The sequence below is a fragment of the Ruegeria sp. CF8 genome (assembly GCF_056537285.1).
The window spans coordinates 580,492-607,082 of record NZ_JBQFRG010000002.1 but is presented as its reverse complement, the minus strand read 5'-3'; the positions used below and the strand labels follow the sequence as shown (position 1 = coordinate 607,082).

Here is a 26,591-nt window from a genome sequence, read left to right as displayed (position 1 = left end):
CAAACAGAACATCTCATTTGAATACGATTAAAGGACTAAGAACATGAAGGGTTCACGCCCCGAACAAGCCGTGCTGACCAAAGACACGGATATGAGCAAAACTGAAGAAACGCGCGCCGTCATCGAAGGGATGGTTGACGGGCTGAATGACCACCGCATCGATGACATTGGTGAGTTTTTCGCGCAGGGTTTCCGCTGGATGGGCAACCAGGGCTGCGGCACTAAGACCGGACTGAATGAATTCCAGGACAATTGGCAACGCCCGTTTCAGGCGGCGTTTTCGGACAAGACCTGCATTGATGAGGCGCGCCTTTACATGGGTGAATGGGCTGCGGCCTTTGGTCGTCAGGAAGCCACCCATTCGGGCGAGTTTCTGGGTATTCCCGCCACCGGTAAGCGTGTCGAGATTCGCTACATGGATTTCTGGAAAGTGGTCGACGGCAAAATCGTCGACAACTGGGTGAATGTCGATTTTGCCCATGTGGCTGCCCAATTGGGCGTCGATCTGTTCCAGGGGAACGGATGGGAAGCATATGACCGGGGCGAGAAAACTCCGCCTCGGCCCGCAAACTGAGGATTAGGACAATGGCTATCGAATACCTGAAACGTGGCAAGCCCGAGGCTGACAGGGCCGAGGATGACGCCAAGACTCGTGCTGTCGTTGAGGCGACGCTGAAAGACATCGAAGCGCGTGGCGATGCGGCCGTGCGTGAACTGTCCGAAAAGTTCGACAACTACTCGCCCGAAAGCTATCGACTGAGCCAGCAGCAGATCGACGATCTGATTGCCTCGCTGTCGGATCGTGAACTGGCTGATATCAAGTTCGCACAGGAACAGGTGATGAACTTCGCCCAAGCGCAACGCGACTCGATGCTGGATATCGAGGTCGAGACGCTGCCCGGTGTCATCCTGGGCCACAAGAACATCCCGGTTCAATCCGTGGGTTGTTACGTGCCCGGCGGCAAGTTCCCGATGGTGGCCTCGGCGCATATGTCGGTGGCAACTGCGAAGGTCGCCGGTGTGCCCCGCATTATCGCTTGCACCCCCCCGTTCAATGGCGCGCCCAACGCGGCCGTGATCGCGGCGATGCATCTGGGTGGTGCGCATGAGATTTACGTGATGGGCGGTATTCAGGCCGTGGGCGCTATGGCCATCGGCACTGAGACCATCGACCCTGTCCACATGCTGGTTGGCCCGGGCAACGCGTTTGTTGCCGAAGCCAAGCGCCAGCTGTTCGGTCGGGTGGGTATCGACCTGTTCGCCGGTCCGACCGAGACGATGGTCATTGCAGATGAAACCGCGGCTGACGCCGAACTGTGCGCCACCGACCTGCTGGGTCAGGCCGAGCACGGCTATAACAGCCCCTGCGTTCTGTTGACCAACTCGCGCAAACTGGCCGAGGAAACACTGGCCGAGATTGAGCGTATTCTGGATATCCTGCCGACCTCGGGCACCGCACGGGTCAGCTGGGATGAATACGGCGAAGTGATTGTATGCGACACCTATGACGAGATGTTACAGGTTGCCGACGACATCGCATCGGAACACGTTCAGGTCATGACCGACCGCGACGACTGGTTCCTTGAGAATATGACCTGTTATGGCGCGCTGTTCCTGGGTCCGCGCACAAATGTGGCCAATGGCGACAAGGTGATCGGGACCAACCACACGCTGCCAACGAAAAAGGCTGGCCGCTATACCGGCGGTCTGTGGGTTGGCAAGTTTATGAAAACACACAGCTATCAGAAAGTGCTGACGGATGAGGCCGCAACGATGATCGGCGAATATGGCTCGCGCCTTTGTATGCTCGAAGGCTTTGTCGGCCATGCCGAGCAATGCAATATCCGCGTGCGTCGCTATGGCGGCATCAATGTTCCTTACGGCGAGGGCGCGCCGTACCGGGAGGCCGCAGAATGAGCGACGTACATTCAGCAAACAAGGCGCTGATTGAGCCGCTACGGGCGGCGATGTATGACTTTGAAGAAACCGGGGTACGCGCGGCGCTGGAAGCGCTGATTGCCCCAGATGCGGTGGTGCACATGTGCCACCCCTTTGGTGACCTGACCGGCCCGGTCGAACTGTACGATCACTGCTACGCACCGCTGCTGGCTTCGATGCCGGATCTGGAACGGCGCGATTGGATCGTCATGGGCGGACGCACTGAGCATGGCGGTGACTGGATTGGTTGCGGCGGTCATTACTATGGCACCTTCGTGGCTCCGTGGCTGGACATTCCACCAACAGGTCATCTGACCCATATGCGGTATCACGAATTCTACCGATTTGAAGGCGGCAAGGTGGTCGAGATCCAGACGATCTGGGATATCCCGGAAGTCATGATTCAGGCCAAAGCCTGGCCGATGGCACCGTCGCTGGGGCTTGAATTCTGCATTCCGGGTCCTGCGACACATGACGGCCTTGTGCCGGGGCCGTGGGACGAGGCGAAGTCGCAGGCGTCCTGTGATCACATCGTGACGATGCTGGCACATCTCAAGAAACACCCTACTCAGGGTGGTCCGGAAGTGATGGAGATGCCAAAGTTCTGGCACGAGCGTATGAACTGGTATGGGCCTGCCGCGATCGGTACGGGACGGGGAATTTCCGGGTTCCGCAACTGGCACCAAATTCCGTTTCTGAACGGAATGCCGGATCGTGGTCAGTATCTCGACGAGATTCAGTACCACTTTTTCGGTGACGGTGAGTATGCAGCTGTGACCGGTTGGCCTGATATGATCCAGACTGTGACGCATGATGGCTGGATGGGCATTGCGCCGTCAGGCAAACGGATCACGATGCGCAGCTTGGACTTCTGGCGTCTGGAGAACGGAAAGATCCGCGAAAACTGGGTCACGGTCGATATTCTGGATGCCTACAGACAACTGGGTGTCGACGTGTTTGCCCGTCTGCGCGAGTTCAACAAAGCGCGCGTTCCCGGGTCGATCTCGTTCCCGGTAGGGGATGTCTGACATGGCGCAACTCCCCAGTACGCCCAGCTTCAGCCTTAGCGGCAAGCGCGCTTTGGTTGGGGGGGCATCGTCCGGCATCGGCATGGCTTGTGCCGTGGCGCTGGCAGAACATGGGGCTGAGGTTACACTTGCAGCGCGTCGGACAGGTGCGCTGCAAGAGATCGCGTCCGAGATGTCTGCGCGCGGCTGGTCGGCCAAGGTGCTGGAACTGGATGTGTCCGATGTAGATGCCACCGCTGCGGCCGTTGCGGAAAACGGTCCATACGAGATCCTTTTGAACTCGGCCGGGCTGGCACGTCATGGCAAGGCGGTTGACACATCAGCACCGGATTTCGATGCAGTGATGAATGTCAATGTACGCGGTGCGTATTTCCTGACTCAGGCCGTGGCAAAGGGTTTGCTCGACGCGGGTCGCCCCGGCTCGTTGATCAATATCTCAAGCCAGATGGGGCATGTGGGCGGACGCGAGCGTGCCGTCTATTGTGCCTCGAAATTTGCAGTTGAAGGATTCACCAAAGCCATGGCGCTGGAGTTCGGTTCTGCAAAAATCCGGGTCAACACAATATGCCCGACATTTATCCTGACGGATCTGACACGTTCGACCTTCGACGACCCGGATAAGCGCGCTTGGATTCTGGACAAGATCAAGCTAGGCCGCCCCGGCGAGATTGAAGATATCATGGGCGCGGTGGTCTATCTGGCCTCGGATGCGTCAGCACTGGTAACAGGTACTTCGATGTTGGTGGATGGAGGCTGGACAGCGGACTGATGGCAACTCAGAAGGTCACATCATTGGACGTGGCACGGCGGGCAGGGGTAAGCCAATCCGCTGTCAGCCGTGTGTTTACGCCCGGTGCGTCGGCCTCGGAAAAGACCATCGCCAAGGTGCGCAAAGCTGCGGATGAGCTTGGATATCGCCCCAATGTTCTTGCGCGTGCGGTGGTCTCTGGCAAAAGCCGGATAATCGGCCTTGTGGTCTCGTATCTGGACAACCAGTTTTATCCCGAAGCTCTGGAAAAGCTGACCAATCTACTGCAGGAACGTGGCTATCACGTGATGATCTTCATGGCGCCGCAAGCGACGGTCAACGTCGATAAGGTGGTGTCTGAGATACTGGACTTTCAGGTTGACGGTATCATTGCGGCATCGGTCACTCTGTCCTCTGAATTGTCCAATCGCTGCCGTGCGGCGGGGGTGCCGATGGTGCTGTTCAACCGGGCGCAGGACGACCCGGCCATGTCTGCGGTCACGTCAGATAACATTGCGGGTGGGCGCAAGGTGGCTGAGTTCTTGCTGGCTGCGGGCCATAAGAAAATCGGCTATATCGCAGGTTGGGAGGGCACTTCGACCCAACGTGACCGCGAAGCAGGTTTTGTCCGGGCCTTGCGTGACGCAGGTGTCGAACTGCATGCGCGTGAGGTCGGCAATTTTGTAACCGAACAGGCGCAAGAAGCGACGCGGCGCATGTTCGCCTCGGATCCGCCTGATGCGCTGTTTGTGGCCAACGATCATATGGCGATTGCGGTGATGGATACCCTGCGCTTTGAATTGGGTCTAAAGGTGCCCGAAGACGTATCAGTCGTTGGGTATGACGATGTCTCGGTGGCCGCTTGGCCAACCTACAACCTGACAACCGTGCGCCAGCCAGCCAACCGTATGGTGAGCGAAACGGTGGAAATTCTGCTCAGCAAAATCGACGGCCCGGATGTTGGTCCGCGCCGGTTGGAGATTGATGGGCCTTTGATTGTTCGCGGCTCGGCCCGCATACCTGAAGGATGGAAGACATGAAGGGATTTGATCCCAAATTCAAAGATTTCCCCGACTATATCATCGGGATCACAAAGGAAATCTGGGAAGATCGCGGCATTGCAACGCTGCATCATTACTACTCACCGGACATCGTTGTACGTTCGCCCGCTTCGGTGGTTCTGGGTAACCAGAACGTCATTGGGGCTACAATGGCGACGCTGGCCGAATTCCCTGACCGGCAGTTGTTGGGCGAGGATGTGATCTGGTCCGGCACCCCGGAAGAGGGGATGTTGAGCTCGCACCGCATCATATCGACCGCGACGCATCTGGCCGATGGTGTCTATGGCAAGGCGACAGGCAAGCAATTGCGCTATCGGATTCTCGCCGACTGCCACGCTATCGACAATCAGATCAACGATGAATGGCTGATCCGCGACCAGGGTGCCATCGTGCGCCAGATGGGCTGGGACCCGAAGGAATACGCCGCTGATCTGATCGCGCGTGAGGGTGGGCCGGACAACTGCGTCAAACCGCTGACGCCTGCAACGGACCAGCCCGGCCCCTACAAGGGCAATGGCAACGACAATGAATGGGGTCAGCGTTACGCCGACATCCTGACCCGGATCATGAGCGCCGATATGGGCGTGATCGAAGCCGAGTATGACCGCGCCGTGCAATCCGAATATGTGGGCGGCGTCACTGGCCACGGCTGGGACTCGGTGGATCGGTTCTGGATGGGCCTGCGTGCCAGCTTCCCCAATGCCGAGTTCAAGATCGAACACCAGATCGGGCGCGACGATCCCAACATGGCCCCGCGCGCGGCTGTACGGTGGAGCCTGCATGGCAAGCATGACGGCTGGGGTGTTTTCGGCGTCCCGACCGGGGCCGATGTGTATGTGCTGGGCATCAGCCACGGTGAGTTTGGCGAGTTGATCAGCGGCCAGCCGCAGTTGCGCCGCGAATACACACTGTTTGACGAAACATCGGTCTGGAAACAGATCCTGTTGCAGACCGGCGGCAAGTAACATGTCCCGCCGTATCTCAAATCTGGATGCGGGGCAGGTGATGCGGCGGTACCACGCCCATCGTGCCAGCCTGCGTGCCCGGCGGCTGAATAATCGCCCGCCGGGGTTTGGGGTTTGATCCGTTCAAACCTCAAACCAAGCAAAGGAATACAGATATGAGTACCATTCAAAGTCGCATCGTCCGTTACGGAGAGCTGCAACCCTGTAAAACCGCGTTCATCGACGCACACACACCCGGGTCGGATCAGAAAGAGAACTTTACCATCGTCGGCGGTGGCGTCTCGGAAAGCCCGGACCAGCACGTTCACATCACCGACAAGATCGGGTTCAACATTGGCGCGGCGGGGCAGCCTCCGAAATGCCGCAACTCTTTGCACAGCCACACCACGGCAGAGGTGTTCTTTGTTGCCAAAGGTCGCTGGCGGTTCTTCTGGGGCCGGTATGGCACTGCAGGTGAGTTCATCGCTGAAGAGGGCGACATCTTCAACATCCCCACCGGCATATTCCGTGGGTTCGAAAACGTTGGTCAGGACTACGGCATGATCATGTCGATCCTTGGTGGTGACGACGCGGGTGGTGGCGTGACATGGGCACCTCAGGTTATTGAAGACGCTCAAGCCCATGGCCTGATGCTGGGCAACAATGGCGTGCTTTATGACAGCAAGAAGGGTGAAGAGTTGCCGCACAATGTGCAGCCCATGCCCTTGCTGACCGAAGAGGAACTGAAAGCTTATCCCGAAGTTCCGGTTGAGGATGTGGTGGGTAAATATGTTGCCCGATATTGGGACCTGATGGCGCTGTCGGCAAACAAGCCTTCTGTTGTGATCGGTGAAAACGGTCTGATCAAGGACAAGCCGGGCTTCGAGGTTGACTTCCTGACCCGCGGCTCGGCTGTGAACGATCCAGTCAAAGCAGAAAAACCGGTGGTTCTAATGCCCGCAAGTGGCCATTGGCGGATCGCGATCAACGATGTTGTGACCACTTTGTCCAATGGCGATACCGCAGTGGTAATGCCGGGTGAAAGCTACAGCGCGCAACCTTCGATGACTGGTCAGGCCGGGCTCTACCGTATCACGGCAACGGATGATCCGGCGGGCGCAACCTGGACTGGTAACTAAGAAAGACGGAGACCCCGCATGACCAAAATTCTTACTTCACATGTGGGGTCTCTGCCCCGAACTCAGGACGTCGTGGACTTTATCTTCGCGCGCGAAAACAACGAGACTTACGACGCTGCTGCTTTTGATGCTTGCATGACCGAAGCGGTTTCTGAAACCGTGCGCAAGCAGGTTGAGGCTGGCGTCGATATTGTCAGCGATGGCGAAACCTCGAAAATTTCCTATGCCACCTACGTCAAGGATCGTTACACGGGGTTTTCCGGTGATAGCCCGCGCAATGCGCCCGCTGATCTGAAAATGTTCCCCAGCTTTTTAGAACGTCTTGCCAATGACGGTGGCACTCCGCAATATGCGAGGCCCATGTGTACGGGTGAGGTCCGCTCGAAAGGTCAGGGCGAGCTTGAGAAGGATATTGCCAACCTCAAAGCCGCCATGGCTCAACACGGTGCTGAGCGCGGGTTCATGAACGCAGCCTCACCCGGTGTGATTTCCTTGTTCCTTCAAAACGACTTCTATCCCAAGCGTGAAGCTTATCTTGCGGCGCTGGCGGATGCGATGAAAGAAGAATACGAAACCATCGTGGCCTCTGGTCTGGACTTGCAATTGGATTGCCCCGATCTGGCCTTGTCGCGCCACATGCTGTTCACCGATCTGTCCGATGACGAGTTCCTCAAGATCGCCGATATGCATGTCGAGGCTCTGAACCATGCCTTGCAAAACGTACCGCAGGATCGCGTGCGCGTGCATATTTGCTGGGGCAATTACGAAGGCCCGCATTGTTGCGATATCGGAATGGACAAGGTGTTCACCACGCTGATGGCAACCAAAGCCCGCTATATATTGTTTGAGACCTCAAACCCGCGTCACGCACACGAATGGACCGTATTCCGCGATCGCAGGGCCGAGATCCCGGACGACAAGGTTTTGGTGCCCGGCGTCGTCGACACCACAACCAACTTCGTCGAGCATCCCGAATTGGTGGCCCAGCGGATTGAGCGTTTCGCAGACATCGTGGGCGCAGATCGCGTGATCGCCGGCAGTGATTGCGGCTTTGGCACCTTTGCCGGTTTTGGGGCCGTGGACCCTCAGATCGCCTACGCCAAACTGGCTTCGCTGTCCGAAGGGGCTAAGCTGGCTTCGGCATGACACCATTGATCCTTTTACCGGGCATGATGTGCGATGCCCGGCTCTTTGGTCCCCAGATCGAGGCGTTGTCTGGTAAGATGCCGGTCATGACCTTTCCGCTGCATCAGCATGACAGCGTCGAGGCCCTGGCTGCTGAAATTCTGGCCCACGCACCGCCCGCTTTTGCGCTTGCCGGGCTGTCGATGGGCGGGATCGTGGCGATGGAAGTGTTGCGACAAGCGCCCGGGCGCACCCAAAAGCTGGCGCTTTTGGACACCAACCCCTTGGCAGAAACGTCCGAGGTCAAAGCCCGCCGTGCCCCTCAGATCGAGGCCGTAAAGAGCGGCAAGCTGCGAAACGTTATGCGGGACGAGATGAAGCCGAATTATTTGGCAGATGGCCCTCATCAGGGGGCGATCCTTGACCTGTGCATGGCAATGGCCACTGATCTGGGGCCCGAGGCATTTCTGCGCCAGTCGCATGCTTTGATGAACCGCCCGGACCAGCGCCAGACCCTATCTGCCTATTCCGGAAAAACCCTGGTTCTCTGCGGTAGGGAAGATGGTCTTTGCCCGGTCGAGCGGCATCAGTTGATGCACGATCTGCTGCCAAACAGCGAGTTTGAGATCATCGAAGAAGCCGGGCATTTGCCCACATTGGAACAACCAAACAAAACCACGGCGGCGTTGATCCGCTGGTTGGAGGACACATGACACCGTCACTTTTGTCACTGCTCCGCAAAGTGGATACGCCCACTGTCTGCAACGCCATTGAGGTGGCGCAAGGCAAGCGCGGCTTCAACGGCTTTACCCGCGGCACCATGCTGTGCTCGGCTCCGGACGAGCCAGCCATTGTGGGCTATGCCCGCACGGCCAAAATTGCAGCGGTCAATCCTCCAACCGAACCTGCCGATGTCATCAAGGCGCGCCGAATGGCGTATTACAAGTATATGGCCGAAGGGCCGGCGCCTTCGGTCGCAGTGGTAGAGGATTTGGATTTCCCTGACTGCATCGGTGCCTATTGGGGAGAGATCAACACCACGGTCCACAAGGGATTTGGCATGTCGGGGGCATTGACCAACGGCGTGATGCGGGATCTGGGGGACGTGCCCGAAGGTTTCCCTGTTGTTGCTGGATCCGTTGGACCAAGCCACGGCTTTGTCCATGTGCGCGAGATTGACACGCCTGTCACGATTTTTAGCCTAACGGTCAAGCCCGGTGACTTGATCCATGCGGATCGGCACGGTGCGTTGGTGGTTCCCGAAGACGTCGTTGACCAGCTTGAGGCCGCAATCCAGAAACTGTTGACCACGGAACGTATCGTCCTGGACGCTGCCGCGCAGCCTGGATTTGATTTTGATGCCTTCTCGGTCGCTTGGTCTGAGTTCGAGAAAGCTCGCACTTGAAGACGTGTGACTCACCTGAATCCAGCCCGCGGATTCTGGTTCCTGCATAAAATTGTGGTTGCCGGTCGATAGATTACAAACCGGTAGTCACAACTTCGCTGAACAGGCCAAAACCGCAATGCGGTTCGTCTCTTACCGCCAGAAGGACAACATGTCTGGGTGCGCACGGTTTCGAGCGATTTCTAACCCGTATTTTACGCTACACTGTGGCGCGCCAAAAAGCCCGACAGCTTTTTCAGCCCGGCTTTAAGATCCGCTGTCGGATTGGTATAGCCAAGGCGCAGCCAGCCCTCCATGTCCATCGCGCTGCCTGGTGTCAGCATAACGCCTTCTTCTTTCAAAAGCATCACGCAAAGATCGCGTGACGACATGGGCAACTCATACTTTAGCAGCGCCGTGGTGCCTGATTTTGGCGGCACCCAGCTCAGCAATGGCTCATTTGCCATCCAATCTTCGACGATCTTCAGGTTCTCTCGCGTGATCCGCTGGGCGCGCGCCAGAATTTTGTCGCGGTTTTCAAGTGCAATGGCAGCGAGCATTTCGTCGACCTGACCGACCGAGATGGTGTTGTAGTCACGGTGGATCATCACATCATGAAGCATGTCTTTGGGCCCCGCGATCCAACCGACCCGCAATCCGGCCAATGAATACGCCTTGGACATACCTGCCGTGCTGATCCCTTTTTCATAAAGGTCGGCAACGGCCGCCGTGAAACCATCACCGGTCTGGTCGGTGCCGCGATAGACTTCATCGCACAAAAGCCACGCATCAACGCTGCGCGCGATTTCGACGATTTGTTCCAGCAAGGCACGGTCCATCAAAGCACCGGTCGGGTTGTTCGGATTGTTGATCGCAATCAACCGCGTGTTGGGTCGAACCATCGCGCGCAGCTTGTCGAGATCGGGCAGAAACGCGTTTTCTGGGGTCAAATGCAACAGCTCTATTTCCGCTCCGATGCTTTCGGGGATCGAGTAATGCTGCTGATAGGTCGGGATCACCGAAATCACGTGATCCCCGCGCGCAACCAGCGTTTGATGCACCAAAGAGTTGGCGCCGATGGTTCCGTGGGTCGTCAGGATATTTTCGCGGGTCTGGTTTTCGTACAACCCACAGATGGCATCGCGCAAACGGTCCGAACCTTCGATTGCGCCATAAGTCATCTTCATGGCGGACAGATCGTTCAGAATGCTGTTGTGTTGGCCCGCCATCTCAAACAGCTCACCCAGTGTGATAGACTCGACGCAGGTTTCAGCCAGATTGAGTTCGCACTTGGTTTCGAACTCGTTCATCCACATTTCGACACCGAAAGGCCTGATATCCATGGGTCTCTCCTATCGTCTCAGTAAAGCCGAAGCCGCTACATTGATGGTGCGTGCCACCATGGTATCTTCCAGACTCGGGTCAATAGAAAGTAGGAACGCAAGATTTTTACTCGGCTTTGCCTCTGAGACACCAAGCCGACAGAATTGACATTTCAGATGAACAAGCCGTCGGCTCAAGATCTCAAGACAGAGCTTTCGGGATTAACTTTGACAATTCCCGCTGACTTTTTCGCGAAACGAAAGGTGCATGCCCTTTCCGCTCGCCAAAATTTGGCTGCCTTGCGTTAAAAACCTGTCCAGGGGTTCGCAGTCGATCTGCCCTCCGGCCTCCTGGATCATCGGAATGGCGGCAAAAGCATCCCAAGGGTTCAAATGGGCCTCATAGTATCCTTCAGCCTGACCGGTGGCCACCGCCAGCAAGCTGATCGCGGCAGAGCCGTTGCGACGGTATTCTATGCCTGCATCCAGCAAAGCCTCAATCAACTGAGTATGTTCTGTAAACGGTCGGCGGGTCGACCAGCCCAACATCAATTGTGAACGGGTTGGTTCGGCGCAGTTGGAAACACTCAAGCGTTTTTCGTTCAGCCACGCACCCCCGCCGACAGACGCCCAGGCCAACATGTTCAGGTCTGGTGCGCAGATCACACCAAGTGGTATGTTTTGGCCGTCATAAAACGCTATACAAACGCCCCAGTCGCGATGCCCGCGCATGAAGTTGGCGGTCCCGTCAATCGGGTCCACGACCCAAAACGCGTTGCCCGAGCCGGATACGCCGTCCTCTTCACCCAACATGGCGTCGTCTGGCCAGCTTTCAGCGATGCGTTGACGTATCAAGTCTTCGACCGCGCGATCCGCGAAGGTTACAAAATCCTGCGGGCCTTTCTCGGCAATGAATTCGACACCACGCTCATCGCGAAGACGCACAGCCAGCGCAGCGGCGTCTTGGGCCAAAGACTTGGCGAAGGCCAGCCGGTTCTCGACATCGGTCATGTCAGCTTCCCACCTTGGCCAAAACGTCCGATTTCAGAAACCGTTCAATGAACAACATGAAGCCAACCGAAGGGACAAGCAAAATGAGCGCAGTGATTGAGGCGATTTGATAGTTCCCTTCCATTGATGCGGTGAACAATAGCAAGGGCATCGTGGTGATGTCCGGCACACCGACAAAGTACGTTCCGGTGAACTCGTCCAGCGAGATCAGGAACACGAAAATTGCACTGGCCATCAGCCCAGGAAGGGCAAGCGGTAAGGTGACCGTGCGGAACACCGTGAAGGGAGACGCCCCCATATTTGCGGCGGCTTCCTCAAGCTCTCGATCCACGGCGGCAAATGCGGCAGTGGCGATCCAAACCGAAAACACCAGCCCCTGGATCGTATGAACCAGAACCACGCCGACATAAGTGCCATTCAGGCCCAGCCCATAGAATATGCGGGCGATGTTCATGTGTACGGCGATGGATGGAAAGGCTTGTGGCAACAGGAACAACAGCAGGAAGAACGTCCGCCATGGCAGGCTGCCGCGCCCCAATGCCAGCCCGGCTGGAATAGCAACCACCAGAGACGCCAGCACGGTAAACAGAGCGATCAGAACCGAGCTCCAGAGCGACTCCATAGCGTTGCCCTGAGGGCGGAACACACGTTCCCAGAAGGAAAAGCCGTAGCTTTGCGGGAGTTTCGCCGGAAAGTACCACGTTTCGGCGACGGACCAGATCAGCATGTTGGTGATCGGCCCAAAGATTGCAAAGGCCAGCAAAGCCAACAGCACGGCGGTGAGGGTTGTGCGAAGAATGGTCATGCGGGCTTCCCTCCTTCACGCACGCCCTGACGCAGGTAGACCCAGGCGATCACGGCCGTCATTGCATAAGAAATAAAGCCCAGCGCGTTTGCCACGCCATAGTCGGAATAGGCGTTGATGCGCCATGCCATGTCCACTGTGATCATCGTGGGCGTCTGTGCGTTGATCATAAGAGGCACCGACAAAACGGACATCATTACGACGTAAGACAGGATCAGCCCGACCATGAGTGTTGTGCCCACTTGCGGCACCACAATTTCAAACAGAATTCTAAGACGGGATGCGCCCAGGTTGCGAGCTGCTTCGATCGTCGAGCGATCCAATGATGCCATCGCGCCTGCTACCAGCAAGGCCACGAAGGGCGTTTGTTTCCAAACAAAGGTAATCACAATGCCACGCCAGTCCAGATAGCTGGCGGCTTGCAAGGGTTCCATCAAACCGGTTGAGACAATGATATTGTTCATCATCCCGTTCTTGGCGAGGAAGGTTCGCATCAGCTGTGCCGCAACTACAAACGGAATGAACAATGGCCAGCGATAGAGCCAGCGCAACACGGCAAGGGCCACCCGGTTTTCACCTAAGGTCAGATAGCCACCGATGGCTATCGAAAGCAGGCCGATAATCACGGTTGAGAGGCTTACGATTATCAGGGTGAACAGGACATCGTTGGAATACAAGGCAAAGGCCTTTGTGAAGTTCTGCAGACCCCAACCGCCAAGCTCCTCATCCCGGAACGCCCACAACAGGGAATAGCCCAAAGGGTATAAAAACAGGCAGGCAAGCAATACGATTGCAGGTGCAATCAGGATTAAAGAGGCTTTTCGGGTGATCATCGGGGGCCAGTCCAAGAATTTTGAGTGCGGGCCCCATGGGGGAAGGCCCGCACATTGGTTTCCATGAGAGGGAGTTAGTTGGAAACCTTTTGCTCGTAGGCTTCGCGGATATCGTCAAAAAACGGACCCAGCGGGAAGGGTTTGCCTTTGGCAGCCAGATCTTCCGGCGTCACATCGGTGAACAGCTTGTTCCAGGTTTCCTGATCCAACGCACCTTCAACATGCTGAGCGTCGATACCCGGGTACCAGTTAAAGCGCTTGACGATGCCTTCTGCCTGAACTTCGGGGCTGGTGGCCAGAGCGATAAACTTGCGCGCCGCTTCAGCGTTTTCCGCCTTGGCCGGGATCGCATAGTAATAGGGTTGACCCGGCATGCCCGGCTCGGGCAGCAGCAGTTTGAGGTTCGGATTCAGGCGGCCGTCGGCTTGCCAAGTGTAGAACATGTCAACCCAAACCGGACCCATAACGATCTCACCCCGGTTCATCATATCCAGAGTGCCCGCGTTGCCAGGCGTAAATGTGACGTTTTCGTTGAAAGCTTTGAGGTCGTTCAGGGCCTGGTCCCAGCTGTTTTTTAACTCTGGATCATAGGGGCCGTTCATCAACTGATCGGTGTTGCCAGCATAGGCATACATCCACGCTGCGGTGAATGCGACGCCCGACATTCCGTTCTTGATGCCGTTATAGCCGAACGCCCCTTTGTTTTCTGCTGTCCAGGTTTTCAGTTCGTCAAAGCTTGCAGGCGGGTTTTGAACCAGATCGGGGTTGTAGGCGATTGCAGTCTGGCTGTGGAACATGGGCATAACATAGCCCTCGACATCGGTGCCCAGAGCGGTCTTGGACGTGTCACGCGTGGCAAGCTGACCGGTATCGATGTCACCTACGTATTTCTGTAAGAGACCTTCTGTCACCATCTCACCAGATTTCAGCTGGGTCATGACAACGACATCTGTATCCCAAGCTTCGTTTCCGGCCTGTGCCTTGATTTTTTCTAGAATTGCCTGGCTGCCTGCGTTGCCTGGACCAGTGCCGACAACGTTTACTTCCCAGCCCGGGTTCTGTTCCTCGAACAGCGGGCCAAGATAATCGGTTACGTAGTCAACCATGTTCTGACTGCCGCCAGAGGCCACGTTGAGCACGTTTTCGGCCTGCGCCGTGCCTGTGACAGCGACCACTATGGCCGCTGAGGCAAAAAGATTTGCAATTTTGGAAGTCATGGTGTTTCTCCAGGGTCTCAGAGGTGTTGTGCGGCCGGGGTCGCCGCCTCATGTCCGGTCACGGCTGTCTGGGACTTTGCAGGAAACAGACTTAAGGCCGTGGCCGGTACGCTTACATCGACAACCGCGCCGATGGGCATTTTGTGGGGATTGTCCGCCATGATCCGGGCTTCGCCGACCTGTATTTCATGGCGATAGACCGATCCCAGATAGGAATGCTGAAGGACCGTTCCGGGCAGCGACAAAGAATTATCAGGCGCGCTACCCAATTGGGCAGCATCGCTGTGAAACAGAATTTCAACCGGGCCGCTTTGGCATTCGGGGAAATGGACGCCAGAACGATCCTGACTAGGTTCCGGAAGGCGATGGGTTTTGCCATCCAATGTCAGATCTATGGATGAAGCGCCAATTTCAGCGACACCATGCAATGTATTTCCCGCACCCATGAACCGGGCGACATAGGGATTGGCGGGTGTGTGAAAGACATCTTCCGGGGTGCCGACCTGCGCGATCCGACCTTGGTTCAGAATCACAACCCGGTCTGCCATCGACATGGCTTCTTCACGGTCGTGGGTGACCAGAACTGTTGTCAGGCCAAGTCGCTGTTGCAGGCTCCGGATTTCGTGGCGCATATTTGCGCGGATACCCGCATCAAGGTTGGACAACGGTTCATCCAGCAGCAAAACCGGTGGGTCTATGGCCAAAGCACGGGCAAGCGCCACACGTTGCCGCTGACCACCCGACAAAGCGCCGATCTTGCGATGGATCAGATCACCCAACCCGACAAGCGCGGCCATTTCCTGTACGCGCGATGCAACCTGATCTTTGCTTTTCTTGCGAAGCCTCAGCCCGTATCCGATGTTTTGCGCCACATTCATGTGCGGCCACAGCGCGTAGGATTGGAACATCATCGCCATGCCGCGGTTCTCGGGGGTGGTGTGGCTCATATCCTGCCCATCGACAGAAATCGACCCGCCGCGCACTGGAACAAAACCAGCAAGGGCCCGCAGCAACGTTGTCTTGCCACAGCCCGATGCCCCGAGCAGGGCAATGAATTCGCCGGCCTTTACGTCAAGGTCGATATTGGAAAGCACATCCTGCTCGGCGTATCCCACCCGAAGGTTGCGCAGCTTGATCTCGGCCCCAAGCGTGGAAGAAGAAGATTCGTAGTCGACCGGAGCAAGGTTCATTTTGCATCTTTCATAATTCTGCTACAAACGTAGTGAACACGTGTTCATGTAACGGTAAGAAATGACACCTTTATGACGCAACCCTAAATTTCAGATATTCGGAAAAGAAGTTCCGGTCCTTCGAGATGAGCCCCGACTGACACATGAATACTGGTAAAGAAATCAAACCTCGCCGTGTAACGGCAAAACAGGTCGCCGAGGCCGCAGGCGTTTCGCGGTCAGCAGTATCGCGTGCATTCACGCCGGGATCGCCTTTGGATGAGGATAAGAAGAAGAAAATTCTTCAGGTTTCTGAACAGCTTGGATACCGTCCCAATGCGCTTGCGGCGGGGTTGCAAAGCAGGGGTCGATCTAACCTTGTCGCAATTGTTACAGGTGATCTTGTCAATCACTACGACAGCGAAATTCTGGCAAAGCTGATGCGGGGATTACATGCAATGGGCAAGTGGCCCGTTGTACTGGGAGGCTCTGCCGAAACATCCGAAGCCGAAGTTCTCGAAGTGCTGGCGTATCCGCTGGATGCCCTGATTCTGCGAGGGGGTAGTGTGGACGAATCAGTTGCGATCCATTGCGCCAAGTTGAACATTCCCCTGATCGTGTCTGGTCGTGTGATGGATGCCGAAGGAGTGGATTGTGTCTGTTGCGACAACGCGCGCGGGGCGGAACTGGCGGTGGCGCGGCTGATCGCCCAAGGTAAAACCCGGTTGGGCTATCTAGGCGGATTGGCGCATTTGTCGTCCGATCAGGAACGGAAGGCAGGCTTTGAGAATGCTCTTGCCAAGGCTGGTCTGGAACCCGCCGTCACGAAGCACTCAGACTTCAGTTATGAGGGCGGATACGAGTCCCTGATTGAAATATTGAACAGTGAGGTCAAGCTGGACGGGTTGTTCTGTGCAAATGACGCTATGGCATTGGGTGCGATTGCTGCGGCCCGGCAACAGTTTGGCATGTCCATTCCTTCTGACCTGTCCGTTGTCGGATTTGATGACATCGCGATTGCGCAGTGGCCCAGTTTTCAATTGTCGACCATCAGAAACGATATGGATCAGACCGTTGCGCAGATTTTGCGGTTGCTCACCGAACGCTTGGATCAACCTGAAAAGCCCAGCGAAACCATTCTCATCGAACCAGAATTTATTTCTCGAGGAACGCATTGAATATGAAGGCAAATGTTGCATGTTTTTCAATCTGGATGCTGCCAGAAGAGCCTCTGCTGACTGAGTTGAGTAAAAGGATCAAGCGTTTTGCTGATGCAAACGACACGCCATCATTTGTCCCACATGTAACTCTGGAGGGTGACATCGCGGGGGAAGAGGCAGAACTGAAGGCGATTCTGGGCGAAATTTCAGCGGGTCTTTCCAGCTGCAACCTGACCGTGACCGGAATTGGTGCCGAAAACGTGTTTTACAAGTCGCTTTATCTGGATCTTGCACCTACGCCGGAATTGGAGCGCGAGCAGGAAAAGTTGTCCAGTGCCTTGCCGGCATCCCAGCGTCCAAGGGACTTTTTGCCTCATGTAAGTGTGGCTTACGGTCCGATTGCCCCAGAAATCAAATCAGCAGAAGCCCATGTTTATGAAGACATGATTGGAATGCAGATCAGTTTCCGGCGCTTATGTTTGGTAAGGTCGAGTCAAAACGTGCCTGTCGAAGAGTGGCACATTCTCCAGTCTTTTGATTTTGCCTCCGTTTAGGGCTTTAAGACCCGGGTAGCTTGGTCACATGCTTTGCGTAGGTTACACCTTGCGGCACATGGCTCGCTGGTCATTGTGAAGACGTTCAAAAAGGTGGATCAATCATTTCTGGATTTTGGATCCAAAATCCCATATTGAAACGTTACTAGGTGATTCATAGTAGCCAACGTTCGTGAGAAATCGGTGAATATTGCGGCATTGGCACCTGTTTCGTTACTGGCGGTCAGGTTCGCAAGTGTCACGCATCGCGGTTCGTTTGAGCCACTGAAACGTCCGGAGAACGCCCCGGGCGACCTGTAAAGTTTCGGCCAACGCGCCCAAAGCACTTTGGCCCCTGACGCATTGAGGAAGGATACCTTCATGTCCAAGAATGTCTTTACCGGCATCATGCCCGCCCTAATGACCCCCTGCAAAGACGATCGGACACCCGATTTCGATGCCCTGGTCAAAAAGGGCAAGGAAATGATCGCGGCCGGTATGTCTTGCGTTGTGTATTGTGGCTCAATGGGCGACTGGCCGCTGCTGTCGGATGCTGAACGGATGGAAGGTGTCGAGCGTTTGGTTTCAGCAGGTTTGCCTGTTGTCGTCGGTACGGGTGCAATCAACTCGAAATCCGCGGTCGCACTGGCGGCGCATGCGCAAAAGGTGGGCGCAGCAGGGCTTATGGTTATCCCACGCGTTTTGTCCCGCGGATCCTCGGTCGCAGCACAGCGCAACCATTTCAAAGCAATCCTGTCCGCCGCACCCGACGTTCCTGCCATCATTTACAACAGCCCGGTCTATGGCTTCGCAACCCGGGCCGAGTTGTTCTTTGCCCTGCGGGCCGAGCACCCAAACCTAGTGGGGTTCAAGGAATTCGGCGGCAAGGACGATCTGCGATATGCGGCAGAGCATATCACCTCACAAGACGATCAGGTTACGCTGATGGTGGGCGTGGATACCGAAGTTTATCATGGCTTTGTCAACTGTGGGGCAACCGGCGCGATCACCGGGATTGGTACGGCGCTGCCTAAAGAGGCGTTGCTGTTGGCTGCCCTGTGCCAAAAGGCTGCGACCGGTCATGCCGAAGCGCGCTTGCGCGCGCGTGAGCTGGAGGAAGCCTTTGGTGTGTTGGCAAGCTTTGACGAAGGCACCGATCTGGTGCTGTATTACAAGCATCTGTTGGTTCTGAACGGTGAAAAGGAATACCGACTGCATTTTGTTGAGACCGACGAATTGACGGATTCGCAACGCAAGTATTGCGAACAGCAATATGCCCTGTTCTGTGGGTGGTTTGCCGACTGGTCGAGACAGGGCGGAGTGATAGCTGAATGCATGTGATCGACAGCCACACGGGCGGGATGCCCACGCGGGTGATCTTGGACGGGGCACCCGATCTTGGTTCTGGCTCATTGGCCGAAAGGGCCCGTCGTCTGGCCACCGAACATGAAGCATTTTACAAGTCTGTTTTGCTTGAACCACGCGGGCAGCCCGGCATGGTGGCCGCGCTTCTTGTTCCTCCAGAAGACCCGAGTTGCGAAACTGGCGTGATCTATTTCGATACCGATGCGGTTCTGGGAATGTGCGGGCATGGCACGATTGGTCTGGCGGTGACGCTAGCGCATCTGGGCCGGATCGCTCCGGGTACGCACAAGATCGAAACGCCTGCCGGTCAGATCTCGGTCGATCTGCTGGACGCGAATACTGTGCGTGTCACCAATATCGAAAGCCGCCGGGTAAAAACGTCGGTTGCCATTGAGGTCGCAGGCCATGGTCAGGTGAAAGGTGACTTGGCGTATGGCGGTAACTGGTTTTTTATTGTCGACCCCAGCCCAATTGCTGTGGAACCGGGTAACATTCGCGCTTTGACTGACTTATCCATTGCCATCCGCGAAGCTTGTATCTCTCAGAACGTATGCGGTGAAAACGGACAACCGGTGGACCATGTGATCCTGCAGGGCTTGTCCCCTAACAAGGGCATTCACAGCCGCAATTTTGTGCTGTGCCCAGATGATCAATATGACAGGTCCCCTTGCGGCACGGGCAGTTCGGCGCGACTAGCGTGTTTGGCTGCGGATGGAGTGCTGGCCCCCGGCGAAGAAATCACTCAGGAAAGTGTGATCGGCAGCCCGTATCGCCTGAGCTTTCAACCCGGGCCTACGGGGGGCGTGATCCCAACGTTGACTGGCCGGGCGTATATCATGGGGGAAGGCAAATTGACTTTTGCGCAAAACGATCCTTTTCGCGAAGGGATCTTCCTTTGACTTAGATGTCAGGTGGCGCCGCGTAACCGGCCACTGAGCTTGAACTACTGATTGAGATTTTCCAGCGATGCAGCAAAGCAACCCAACAGAAATCGTTGTGATCGGCGCTGGTGTCGTGGGTATCAGCGCGGCGTTAGAGTTGCAAAAGCGTGGCAAGCAGGTTCTGGTTCTTGACCGTGAAGGCATTGGGGCAGGGGCGTCGAAAGGCAATGCCGGTGCGTTTGCCTTTACCGACATTGTGCCGCTTGCCACGCCCGGGATCATGCGCAAAGCGCCGGGTTGGCTGCTTGATCCGTTGGGCCCTTTATCGATCCCACCCGCATATGCGTTGAACATCACGCCTTGGATGCTGCGGTTCTGGCGGTCCAGTTGGCGTGATCGCTATGCGGCGTCGCTGTCCGCGCAGGCCGTTCTGATGGCCCATTGCCGCGCGGCGCTGGAACGTCAAATCAAAGAGGTGGATGGCGAGGCACTGATACGGCGTGAGGGCCAGTTGCAGCTGTTCGAAAGCGAAGCTGAGTTTCGTGCCAGTCTGCCCACCTGGGATTTGCGCAGGGACCATGGAATTCCCTTCGATCTGTTGGACAGCCCGGAACAGATCGCCGAGGTTCAGCCCGGTCTGGATCGCCGATTTACCCATGCGGGCTTTACACCGACTTGGATGAACACGGTTGATCCGGCCCGCTGGACCAGCCATCTGGCCGCGCAATTCACCGCGCGCGGAGGTCGTGTTGAACGCGCGGGTGTTGTGGCGTTGGCCCGGTCCGATGCGGGAGTGAATCTTGGAACAACAATTGGCGACATTTCGGCCAGTCAGGTGATTGTAGCTGCCGGGGCATGGTCGCACCAATTGGCTGCAACTTTAGGTGACCATATTCCGCTCGAGACCGAGCGCGGGTACAACACCACTCTGCCAGCAGGCGCTTTTGATCTGCGCACGCACCTGACCTTTGGCGGGCACGGGTTCGTGGTGACGCGGATCAACGATGGTGTCCGCGTTGGAGGCGCGGTTGAACTGGGTGGGTTGAAGCTGGCCCCCAATTTCAAGCGTGCCGATACACTGCTGGCCAAAGCCGGGCGGTTCCTGCCTGCCTTAAATCTTGAAGGTGGAACGCAGTGGATGGGTTTCCGCCCATCGCTGCCAGACAGCCTGCCAGTCATTGACCGCTCTGCCCGTGCGCCTCAGGTTCTGTATGCCTTTGGACACGGCCATCTGGGCCTTACCCAATCCGCAGGCACCGCAGAGCTTGTCGCTGATCTGGCTACGGGAGCGAAACCTGTGCTTGACTTGACGCCTTACGCATCCACACGGTTTTGAGCCAGAGGATGCGCGATGAAAATCACTTCGGCATTCGCAGCGACAAGCGCCTGTCGCGCAACATAATTGAGGACCCAAATGCGTAGCAGCAAGACGATACACGTGATTTCGGCGCATGCTGAAGGCGAGGTGGGCGATGTCATCGTTGGAGGTGTCGCCCCTCCACCCGGCGACACGGTTTGGGCGCAGCGCAATTACATCGCGCAAGACCAGACTTTGCGGAACTTTGTCCTGAACGAACCACGCGGCGGTGTGTTCCGCCATGTCAATCTGCTGGTGCCACCGAAACACCCTGAGGCCGACGCAGCCTGGATCATAATGGAGCCGGAAGACACACCACCAATGTCAGGGTCAAATTCGATCTGTGTCTCGACCGTGCTGCTGGATGGCGGGATCATTCCGATGCAGGAACCCGAAACCCACATGGTGCTAGAGGCACCGGGCGGGCTGGTTCGGGTCCGTGCGGAATGCCGCAATGGCAAGGCGCGGCGTATTTTTGTGCAGAACCTGCCCAGTTTCGCCGACAAGCTGTCGGTCCCTCTTGAGGTGCCGGGGTTGGGCACGATCACTGTGGATACGGCCTATGGCGGCGACAGTTTTGTGGTGGTTGATGCCAAGGCGCTGGGCTTCGAAATTGTCGAACATGAAGCCCGCGATATTGCCCGACTGGGCGTGAAGATCACCAATGCGGCGAACGAGCAGCTTGGGTTCTCGCATCCTGATAATCCCGAGTGGGATCATATCTCGTTCTGTGCCTTCTGTGGTCCGTTGACTGCGACCGAAACAGGGTTGACCGGTAAGTCCGCAGTCGCAATCCAACCGGGTAAGGTCGACCGTTCGCCAACAGGAACTGCAGTATCCGCGCGCATGGCGTTGATGGCTGCAAGAGGGTTGATGGTGACGGGCCAGACGTTTGAAGCTGCCTCAATCATCGGGTCAAGCTTTACGGGTCGGATCGTTGACGTGGCGCAGGTGGGCGGTCGCGCGGCAATCATACCCGAGATCAGTGGCCGAGGATGGATCACTGGTATTCACCAGCACATGCTTGACCCTGACGACCCTTGGCCCGGAGGCTATCGTCTGTCGGATACCTGGGGTGTTTGACCGCGTATATCCATACCCCGCGCTCGGACTGGTGGACGCATTCAGCCGGTGCGAAGTTATTGGTTCGGCTTTGAGAAATAGCGAAAACTCGGTACCCCTAACTAAAATGCTGCAGGGCTAGACTTGAAATGGCAGGAAAACGAGCAATCACCAAGCAGAGCTTGCCGGAGGTCATCGCAAATGATCTGCGGGAACGTATTCTGAGCGGTGAACTGGCCGAGGGCGAAACCATTCGGCAAGAGGCTCTGGCTGAAGAATATGATGTTTCCCGAATGCCGGTCCGTGAAGCGCTCAAACGCCTGAACGCCGAGGGTCTTGTGCAATGGGCCAACAACCGTGGCGGCTCTGTCACCAAGCATTCCCTTAGAGAAATTGGTGAGATTTTCGATTTGCGTATCCTGATCGAAGTGGACCTGTTTCACCACTCTATCCCAAACATGACATCCGCTGACTTTGCACGCTGCGAAGAGATTCTGAGCCAGATGGAGAGATCCTACGACGAAAACGATGTGGGGAAGTGGGGTGTCTTGAACTACAGATATCATTCAGCGCTTTACGCCGCTTCGCAACGGAAGCTGACCAACGAGTTGCTGGATCGCATCAGCCTGCAATCGGATCGGTATGTGCGAATGCATCTGAGTGTGATGAAGCAGCGCGAACCGGCAAAGAAAGACCATCGCGACCTTTTGCGGTTGGCGCGAGAGCGTAAAGTTGAAGAGGCTTGCGACCTTTTGGCCAGTCATATCCGGCGCACCAAAGAGCAGCTTCTGGGCATGATCGCCGCGAAACGCGCGGCTGAAGAGGCGACTTGACAAATTGTCGGGTCGGGATCCTTCTTTTCGTGTTTGGGCGGTGGCACATGTTCAGAACAACTTGGTTTGGCCTGATAACCGTTTGACGATGCACATACCGCCCGGAGAATTGAATAAGAAAGTTGAAGGTTTGACAGAGGCAAATGAGAACGCAGCGCTGAACCTGGATGATGTCCCGATTGGCTCGCTTCGCCGGTTGAAGGCTTTCACATGATCCAACCTGTTCCTATTGTTTCGGCCCGAGCCTGGCGGCAATACCAACCCTTTGCCGCAGGAAAATATGTGTGCCGCGGGCAGACCGAACATGGCTTCCACGCGGTGATCGTCGCGCTTGAAGCAGCTGATGGCACCATCGGCTGGGGAGAGGCGGCGCCTCTCGGGGCATTTTATGCTGAGGCTTTTCCCGAGGAAATGGCGGAAGGAACAGCACGGTTACTACCGGAAGTGATTGGTCTACCTTCAGATGCGCCAGCACAGTTGGCCGAGGTGTTGAACGCGGCCATGCTAGGCCAGCCCGGGGTGAAATCAGCAATTGACATGGCCGCTTGGGATTTGGCGGCGCGCCGGGCAGGAATGCCGCTTTGTTCCTTTTTAGGTGGGGGTGCCACTCGATCCGTTACACTTTATCGCTCGATCAGTCAGGCCACCCCTGAGGAGATGGCGCAGAGCGCGCAGGCCTATCTGAAACTAGGCTACCGGCGTCTACAGGTCAAAGTTGGACAGGACCCGCTGGAGGATATCGAGCGTTTGCGCGCGGTCCGAAGTGCTGTTCCTTCTAACATTTCGCTCTATGCGGATGCCAATGGCGGATGGCTGGTTGAAGATGCGCTTCGCTTTTTACGGGGTGTGGGCGATCTGGACTTTTGGCTTGAACAACCTTGTATGTTGATGGCCGAAAATCGGCGTGTTGCGCAATCTTGCCCTCACCCGTTTATTTTGGATGAAAGCATCACGGGTCTCGAAGCAATGCTGACGGCTCATGCCGACGGGATGGTGTCGGGGGTGACGCTTAAAATGGCCCGGATCGGCGGGGTTGGCCCGACCCGTTTGCTCAGCGATGTGGCCGTGCAGCTTGGGTTGAAGGTGACCATTGAAGATACCGGGGGAAGCACCATCAACACGGCTGCCACAGCTCAGATGATGGCCAGGCTCCCGGTGCGGCTTGCAGCGCACACAGTGGATTTCATGAATTGGGTGACAGTTCAAAACGCGACCGGTATGCCGCCCAGCACTGACGGATTGCTGCACGTGCCGAATGGAGCAGGTCTTGGGGTTGAGGTCGACCCTGATACTTTGGGCGAGCCGTTTTCTTCCAGTGCCTGACATAGATTTTTGCGCGCGAAAGCGCCCGGGCCGGACGCTGTCGCTTTTGCCGTGGCATGGCCCGGAACGAACCACTCCAAGTAAGTATCAGTTCACTCTTTCGCGCAGGTTTTCAGAGAGCAACCCGATCTGCCCGCCCGCTTTCTTGAGCGAGTTTTGCGGCGACTTGAGCGACGGCGAGGTCTTGTAGGCCGACGCCTGTACCGTCGAAGAGGGTGATTTCTTCGGCGGAGGTGCGACCGGTGTGATCGCTGTTGATGACGGCGCCGATGGGGTTGATTTGGTCCTCGGTCAGGGTGCCATTGGCGATGGCGTGTTGGGCCTCGCCGATGGAGGTGGACTGTGCGACCTCGTCGGTGAAGACAGTGGCGGCTGCGACCAGCGCGGCGTCGACCTCTTGCTTGCCTTTGGTGTCTGTGCCCATGCAGGCCAGGTGGGTGCCGGGTTTGATCCAGTCTTTCATCAGCAGCGGCTCGAAGGCTGAGGTGATGGTGATGATGACATCCGCCTGCGCGCCGAGTTCTTCTTGGCTGACGGCCTCGAACTCCAGACCCAACTCGGTTGCGACCGCGCCCAGACGGGGCAGCATCTCGGGGTGGGGGTTCCAGGCGACGACCTTCTCAAAATCGCGCTGCTCGGCGGCGGCGCGCAGCTGGAAGGCGGATTGGTGGCCTGCGCCGACCATGCCCAGCACCTTGGCATCGTTGCGGGCCAGATGGGCGATGGACACGGCAGATGAGGCCGCAGTGCGTACGGCGGTCAGGTAATTGCCGCCCACCAGCGCCGAGAGCCGCCCGGTATCTGGATCGAACAGGAAGACGGTGGATTGGTGATTGGTCAGCCCCTTGTCCATGTTGCCGGGCCAGTAGCCGCCGGATTTTACACCCAGCACCTGACCGGCGCGGTCAAAGCCGGATTTGAAGCCATAAAGCGCGTCGGCATAGCCGATGGCCTCACGAATGACCGGGAAGTTATAGGCGTCGCCACGCGCCATGGCGGCAAAGACGTCCTGTACCGCATCGAAGGCCTCGCGGCGTCCGACCAGTTGCTGGCAGAGGTCTTCTCCAACGATCAGCAGGGGTTTGTCTGTCATATCTTTCATGACCTTTTCCTTGAGCTTTGGGGTGCAGGTCCGGGCGGCAGGGGAAGGGATAACTGCCGCCCGGGACGCATGTGCGGCGGCTAGTAAGCCTTGCCGCGCGCGGAGACCGGCCAAAGCGCTTCAACTTTGCCGTTTCGAACACCCACATACCAATCATGCACATTGGCGGTCGGGTCACAGTGACCGGGCACCAGATGCAGCTTGTCATTGACCTTGAGAACGCCGTCGGGGTCGGCGACCACGCCGTGCTCGTCCGAGCATTTGACATATTCCACATCCGTGCGTCCGAAGATCACCGGCAGGCCGCTGTCCACGGATTGGGCCTTGAGGCCTGCGTCCACGATGGCCTTGTCTGCCTTGGCATGGCTCATGACGCTGGTGAGGATGAAGAAGGCGTTCTCCCATTCCCCCCGGTCGATGCGGTTGCCGTTCTCATCAAGGATGCGGCCATAATCGGCATCCATGAAGGCGTAAGAGCCGCATTGCAGTTCGTTATACACGCCCGAGGTGCTCTCGAAGTAATAAGACCCGGTGCCGCCACCGCCGACGATGTCACAGTCCAGCCCTTGGGCCTTCAGCCCGTCCACGGCGTCTTTCACCTGCGCCACGGCGATGTCGATCTTGGCTTTGCGGTCTTCGTAAAGATCCATGTGCTGCATCGCGCCCTGATAGGCCTGGATACCGGCAAACTTGAGACCCGGGGCCGCGTCGATCGCTTTGGCGATGGCGATGACGTCCGCTGTGGTGGTCACGCCGCAGCGACCCGCGCCGCAGTCGATCTCGACCAGGCATTCGATCTGGGTGCCGTGGCGCTGCGCGGCATCGGACAGATCACCCACATTGTCGATATCGTCAACACAGCAGATTGTGCGCGCGCCCAGCTTGGGCATCCGCGCCAGACGGTCGATCTTGGCCGGGTCGCGTACCTGATTGGACACAAGCACATCCTTGATACCGCCACGGGCAAAGACCTCGGCCTCGGACACTTTCTGGCAGCAAATGCCACAGGCGCCGCCCAGCTCGACCTGCAGCTGCGCCACGTCGACGGATTTGTGCATCTTGCCATGCACCCGGTGGCGCATGCCGTGGGCCTTGGCGTAATCGCCCATCTTTTTGATGTTGCGTTCCAGCGCGTCCAGATCCAGCACCAGAGCCGGGGTCTGGATCTCGGATGCGTCCATGCCGATGGCGGCGGGAATGTCGTAACCGACTTCGAGTTGCTCGATGTTTACGGGCTTGTTCATGATGTCC

General features: G+C 57.0%; 26 protein-coding genes. 18 read left to right on the top strand and 8 right to left on the bottom strand.

The genetic code is table 11. From position 1 onward, the window contains the following. The first annotated feature begins 43 nt into the window (after nucleotides 1–43). The 10 genes from ACR0EV_RS07320 to ACR0EV_RS07275 all read left to right on the top strand — a co-directional run bounded on the left by ACR0EV_RS07320 (nucleotide 44) and on the right by ACR0EV_RS07275 (nucleotide 9,388). The gene (locus tag ACR0EV_RS07320) at nucleotides 44–574 is read left to right on the top strand and encodes an ester cyclase (protein WP_171187562.1); all 531 of its coding nucleotides are present in this window, start codon (nucleotides 44–46) and stop codon (nucleotides 572–574) included. An 11-nt stretch (nucleotides 575–585) separates the two neighbouring features. After that, entirely contained in the window at nucleotides 586–1,917 is a 1,332-nt protein-coding gene (gene hisD / locus ACR0EV_RS07315) for a histidinol dehydrogenase (RefSeq protein ID WP_480799492.1), read from the top strand. Next, complete coding sequence (locus tag ACR0EV_RS07310) at nucleotides 1,914–2,966, top strand: ester cyclase (RefSeq protein ID WP_480799491.1); 1,053 nt, start codon at nucleotides 1,914–1,916, stop codon at nucleotides 2,964–2,966. Before hisD ends, ACR0EV_RS07310 begins: the two co-directional genes overlap by 4 nt. Before the next feature lies 1 nt (nucleotide 2,967). Continuing rightward, nucleotides 2,968–3,735, top strand: coding sequence for an SDR family NAD(P)-dependent oxidoreductase (locus ACR0EV_RS07305; RefSeq protein WP_480799490.1), 768 nt, complete (start codon nucleotides 2,968–2,970; stop codon nucleotides 3,733–3,735). Then, nucleotides 3,735–4,754 carry a LacI family DNA-binding transcriptional regulator gene (locus ACR0EV_RS07300; protein WP_480799489.1) on the top strand — a complete coding sequence of 340 codons (1,020 nt, stop codon included), beginning with the start codon at nucleotides 3,735–3,737 and terminating at the stop codon, nucleotides 4,752–4,754. The genes ACR0EV_RS07305 and ACR0EV_RS07300 overlap by 1 nt, the downstream gene beginning before the upstream one ends. Next, the gene (locus ACR0EV_RS07295; protein WP_480799488.1) at nucleotides 4,751–5,740 is read left to right on the top strand and encodes a nuclear transport factor 2 family protein; all 990 of its coding nucleotides are present in this window, start codon (nucleotides 4,751–4,753) and stop codon (nucleotides 5,738–5,740) included. Before ACR0EV_RS07300 ends, ACR0EV_RS07295 begins: the two co-directional genes overlap by 4 nt. 155 nt (nucleotides 5,741–5,895) lie before the next feature. After that, nucleotides 5,896–6,858, top strand: a complete 963-nt coding sequence (locus tag ACR0EV_RS07290) for a cupin domain-containing protein (protein ID WP_480799487.1) — start codon at nucleotides 5,896–5,898, stop codon at nucleotides 6,856–6,858. A gap of 18 nt (nucleotides 6,859–6,876) precedes the next feature. Further along, the gene (locus ACR0EV_RS07285; protein WP_480799486.1) at nucleotides 6,877–8,004 is read left to right on the top strand and encodes a cobalamin-independent methionine synthase II family protein; all 1,128 of its coding nucleotides are present in this window, start codon (nucleotides 6,877–6,879) and stop codon (nucleotides 8,002–8,004) included. Next, the gene (locus ACR0EV_RS07280) at nucleotides 8,001–8,696 is read left to right on the top strand and encodes an alpha/beta fold hydrolase (RefSeq protein WP_480799485.1); all 696 of its coding nucleotides are present in this window, start codon (nucleotides 8,001–8,003) and stop codon (nucleotides 8,694–8,696) included. The genes ACR0EV_RS07285 and ACR0EV_RS07280 overlap by 4 nt, the downstream gene beginning before the upstream one ends. Further along, complete coding sequence (locus tag ACR0EV_RS07275; RefSeq protein ID WP_480799484.1) at nucleotides 8,693–9,388, top strand: RraA family protein; 696 nt, start codon at nucleotides 8,693–8,695, stop codon at nucleotides 9,386–9,388. The genes ACR0EV_RS07280 and ACR0EV_RS07275 overlap by 4 nt, the downstream gene beginning before the upstream one ends. A gap of 194 nt (nucleotides 9,389–9,582) precedes the next feature. Here the strand turns inward: ACR0EV_RS07275 and ACR0EV_RS07270 are convergent, their stop codons facing one another. From ACR0EV_RS07270 to ACR0EV_RS07245, 6 genes are all read right to left on the bottom strand, one after another. Next, on the bottom strand, nucleotides 9,583–10,710 hold the full coding sequence (locus tag ACR0EV_RS07270; RefSeq protein WP_480799483.1) for an aminotransferase: 1,128 nt from the start codon (nucleotides 10,708–10,710) through the stop codon (nucleotides 9,583–9,585). A 201-nt stretch (nucleotides 10,711–10,911) separates the two neighbouring features. After that, complete coding sequence (locus ACR0EV_RS07265) at nucleotides 10,912–11,700, bottom strand: inositol monophosphatase family protein (protein ID WP_480799482.1); 789 nt, start codon at nucleotides 11,698–11,700, stop codon at nucleotides 10,912–10,914. A gap of 1 nt (nucleotide 11,701) precedes the next feature. Continuing rightward, complete coding sequence (locus ACR0EV_RS07260; RefSeq protein ID WP_480799481.1) at nucleotides 11,702–12,505, bottom strand: ABC transporter permease; 804 nt, start codon at nucleotides 12,503–12,505, stop codon at nucleotides 11,702–11,704. Beyond that, nucleotides 12,502–13,338 carry an ABC transporter permease gene (locus ACR0EV_RS07255; protein WP_480799480.1) on the bottom strand — a complete coding sequence of 279 codons (837 nt, stop codon included), beginning with the start codon at nucleotides 13,336–13,338 and terminating at the stop codon, nucleotides 12,502–12,504. The genes ACR0EV_RS07260 and ACR0EV_RS07255 overlap by 4 nt, the downstream gene beginning before the upstream one ends. A 74-nt stretch (nucleotides 13,339–13,412) precedes the next feature. Further along, nucleotides 13,413–14,555: an extracellular solute-binding protein gene (locus tag ACR0EV_RS07250; RefSeq protein ID WP_480799479.1), complete on the bottom strand. Its 1,143-nt coding sequence runs from the start codon at nucleotides 14,553–14,555 to the stop codon at nucleotides 13,413–13,415. Between the two features lie 17 nt (nucleotides 14,556–14,572). After that, nucleotides 14,573–15,745 carry an ABC transporter ATP-binding protein gene (locus ACR0EV_RS07245; RefSeq protein ID WP_480799478.1) on the bottom strand — a complete coding sequence of 391 codons (1,173 nt, stop codon included), beginning with the start codon at nucleotides 15,743–15,745 and terminating at the stop codon, nucleotides 14,573–14,575. A gap of 143 nt (nucleotides 15,746–15,888) precedes the next feature. Here ACR0EV_RS07245 and ACR0EV_RS07240 point away from each other — a divergent pair, with 143 nt between their 5' ends. The 8 genes from ACR0EV_RS07240 (at nucleotide 15,889) to ACR0EV_RS07205 (ending at nucleotide 24,238) form a co-directional block, all read left to right on the top strand. After that, nucleotides 15,889–16,902, top strand: a complete 1,014-nt coding sequence (locus ACR0EV_RS07240; protein WP_480799477.1) for a LacI family DNA-binding transcriptional regulator — start codon at nucleotides 15,889–15,891, stop codon at nucleotides 16,900–16,902. 2 nt (nucleotides 16,903–16,904) lie between these two features. Beyond that, on the top strand, nucleotides 16,905–17,438 hold the full coding sequence (locus ACR0EV_RS07235) for a 2'-5' RNA ligase family protein (protein ID WP_480799476.1): 534 nt from the start codon (nucleotides 16,905–16,907) through the stop codon (nucleotides 17,436–17,438). 360 nt (nucleotides 17,439–17,798) lie between these two features. Further along, complete coding sequence (locus ACR0EV_RS07230) at nucleotides 17,799–18,758, top strand: dihydrodipicolinate synthase family protein (RefSeq protein ID WP_480799475.1); 960 nt, start codon at nucleotides 17,799–17,801, stop codon at nucleotides 18,756–18,758. Further along, nucleotides 18,749–19,681: a 4-hydroxyproline epimerase gene (locus ACR0EV_RS07225; RefSeq protein ID WP_480799474.1), complete on the top strand. Its 933-nt coding sequence runs from the start codon at nucleotides 18,749–18,751 to the stop codon at nucleotides 19,679–19,681. Before ACR0EV_RS07230 ends, ACR0EV_RS07225 begins: the two co-directional genes overlap by 10 nt. A 67-nt stretch (nucleotides 19,682–19,748) precedes the next feature. Next, nucleotides 19,749–20,999, top strand: coding sequence for an NAD(P)/FAD-dependent oxidoreductase (locus tag ACR0EV_RS07220; RefSeq protein ID WP_480799473.1), 1,251 nt, complete (start codon nucleotides 19,749–19,751; stop codon nucleotides 20,997–20,999). A gap of 78 nt (nucleotides 21,000–21,077) precedes the next feature. Next, on the top strand, nucleotides 21,078–22,103 hold the full coding sequence (locus ACR0EV_RS07215) for a trans-3-hydroxy-L-proline dehydratase (RefSeq protein ID WP_480799472.1): 1,026 nt from the start codon (nucleotides 21,078–21,080) through the stop codon (nucleotides 22,101–22,103). Nucleotides 22,104–22,231: 128 nt separating this feature from the next. Beyond that, nucleotides 22,232–22,915, top strand: coding sequence for a GntR family transcriptional regulator (locus tag ACR0EV_RS07210; protein ID WP_480799471.1), 684 nt, complete (start codon nucleotides 22,232–22,234; stop codon nucleotides 22,913–22,915). Nucleotides 22,916–23,125: 210 nt separating this feature from the next. Next, the gene (locus ACR0EV_RS07205) at nucleotides 23,126–24,238 is read left to right on the top strand and encodes a mandelate racemase/muconate lactonizing enzyme family protein (protein ID WP_480799470.1); all 1,113 of its coding nucleotides are present in this window, start codon (nucleotides 23,126–23,128) and stop codon (nucleotides 24,236–24,238) included. Nucleotides 24,239–24,350: 112 nt separating this feature from the next. Here the strand turns inward: ACR0EV_RS07205 and bhcD are convergent, their stop codons facing one another. Both bhcD and bhcC read right to left on the bottom strand, forming a co-directional pair. Next, complete coding sequence (gene bhcD, locus ACR0EV_RS07200; protein WP_480799469.1) at nucleotides 24,351–25,340, bottom strand: iminosuccinate reductase BhcD; 990 nt, start codon at nucleotides 25,338–25,340, stop codon at nucleotides 24,351–24,353. A gap of 80 nt (nucleotides 25,341–25,420) precedes the next feature. Next, nucleotides 25,421–26,584, bottom strand: coding sequence for a 3-hydroxy-D-aspartate aldolase BhcC (bhcC, locus tag ACR0EV_RS07195; protein WP_480799438.1), 1,164 nt, complete (start codon nucleotides 26,582–26,584; stop codon nucleotides 25,421–25,423). Nucleotides 26,585–26,591 lie beyond the last annotated feature (7 nt).

What these genes read in the sequence shown, in the direction of transcription:
- ACR0EV_RS07320 (WP_171187562.1), top strand. Translation starts at nt 44, where the DNA reads ATGAAGGGTTCACGCCCCGAACAAGCCGTGCTGACCAAAGACACGGAT.
- hisD (WP_480799492.1), top strand. Translation starts at nt 586, where the DNA reads ATGGCTATCGAATACCTGAAACGTGGCAAGCCCGAGGCTGACAGGGCC.
- ACR0EV_RS07310 (WP_480799491.1), top strand. Translation starts at nt 1,914, where the DNA reads ATGAGCGACGTACATTCAGCAAACAAGGCGCTGATTGAGCCGCTACGG.
- ACR0EV_RS07305 (WP_480799490.1), top strand. Translation starts at nt 2,968, where the DNA reads ATGGCGCAACTCCCCAGTACGCCCAGCTTCAGCCTTAGCGGCAAGCGC.
- ACR0EV_RS07300 (WP_480799489.1), top strand. Translation starts at nt 3,735, where the DNA reads ATGGCAACTCAGAAGGTCACATCATTGGACGTGGCACGGCGGGCAGGG.
- ACR0EV_RS07295 (WP_480799488.1), top strand. Translation starts at nt 4,751, where the DNA reads ATGAAGGGATTTGATCCCAAATTCAAAGATTTCCCCGACTATATCATC.
- ACR0EV_RS07290 (WP_480799487.1), top strand. Translation starts at nt 5,896, where the DNA reads ATGAGTACCATTCAAAGTCGCATCGTCCGTTACGGAGAGCTGCAACCC.
- ACR0EV_RS07285 (WP_480799486.1), top strand. Translation starts at nt 6,877, where the DNA reads ATGACCAAAATTCTTACTTCACATGTGGGGTCTCTGCCCCGAACTCAG.
- ACR0EV_RS07280 (WP_480799485.1), top strand. Translation starts at nt 8,001, where the DNA reads ATGACACCATTGATCCTTTTACCGGGCATGATGTGCGATGCCCGGCTC.
- ACR0EV_RS07275 (WP_480799484.1), top strand. Translation starts at nt 8,693, where the DNA reads ATGACACCGTCACTTTTGTCACTGCTCCGCAAAGTGGATACGCCCACT.
- ACR0EV_RS07270 (WP_480799483.1), bottom strand. Translation starts at nt 10,710, where the DNA reads ATGGATATCAGGCCTTTCGGTGTCGAAATGTGGATGAACGAGTTCGAA.
- ACR0EV_RS07265 (WP_480799482.1), bottom strand. Translation starts at nt 11,700, where the DNA reads ATGACCGATGTCGAGAACCGGCTGGCCTTCGCCAAGTCTTTGGCCCAA.
- ACR0EV_RS07260 (WP_480799481.1), bottom strand. Translation starts at nt 12,505, where the DNA reads ATGACCATTCTTCGCACAACCCTCACCGCCGTGCTGTTGGCTTTGCTG.
- ACR0EV_RS07255 (WP_480799480.1), bottom strand. Translation starts at nt 13,338, where the DNA reads ATGATCACCCGAAAAGCCTCTTTAATCCTGATTGCACCTGCAATCGTA.
- ACR0EV_RS07250 (WP_480799479.1), bottom strand. Translation starts at nt 14,555, where the DNA reads ATGACTTCCAAAATTGCAAATCTTTTTGCCTCAGCGGCCATAGTGGTC.
- ACR0EV_RS07245 (WP_480799478.1), bottom strand. Translation starts at nt 15,745, where the DNA reads ATGAACCTTGCTCCGGTCGACTACGAATCTTCTTCTTCCACGCTTGGG.
- ACR0EV_RS07240 (WP_480799477.1), top strand. Translation starts at nt 15,889, where the DNA reads ATGAATACTGGTAAAGAAATCAAACCTCGCCGTGTAACGGCAAAACAG.
- ACR0EV_RS07235 (WP_480799476.1), top strand. Translation starts at nt 16,905, where the DNA reads ATGAAGGCAAATGTTGCATGTTTTTCAATCTGGATGCTGCCAGAAGAG.
- ACR0EV_RS07230 (WP_480799475.1), top strand. Translation starts at nt 17,799, where the DNA reads ATGTCCAAGAATGTCTTTACCGGCATCATGCCCGCCCTAATGACCCCC.
- ACR0EV_RS07225 (WP_480799474.1), top strand. Translation starts at nt 18,749, where the DNA reads ATGCATGTGATCGACAGCCACACGGGCGGGATGCCCACGCGGGTGATC.
- ACR0EV_RS07220 (WP_480799473.1), top strand. Translation starts at nt 19,749, where the DNA reads ATGCAGCAAAGCAACCCAACAGAAATCGTTGTGATCGGCGCTGGTGTC.
- ACR0EV_RS07215 (WP_480799472.1), top strand. Translation starts at nt 21,078, where the DNA reads ATGCGTAGCAGCAAGACGATACACGTGATTTCGGCGCATGCTGAAGGC.
- ACR0EV_RS07210 (WP_480799471.1), top strand. Translation starts at nt 22,232, where the DNA reads ATGGCAGGAAAACGAGCAATCACCAAGCAGAGCTTGCCGGAGGTCATC.
- ACR0EV_RS07205 (WP_480799470.1), top strand. Translation starts at nt 23,126, where the DNA reads ATGATCCAACCTGTTCCTATTGTTTCGGCCCGAGCCTGGCGGCAATAC.
- bhcD (WP_480799469.1), bottom strand. Translation starts at nt 25,340, where the DNA reads ATGAAAGATATGACAGACAAACCCCTGCTGATCGTTGGAGAAGACCTC.
- bhcC (WP_480799438.1), bottom strand. Translation starts at nt 26,584, where the DNA reads ATGAACAAGCCCGTAAACATCGAGCAACTCGAAGTCGGTTACGACATT.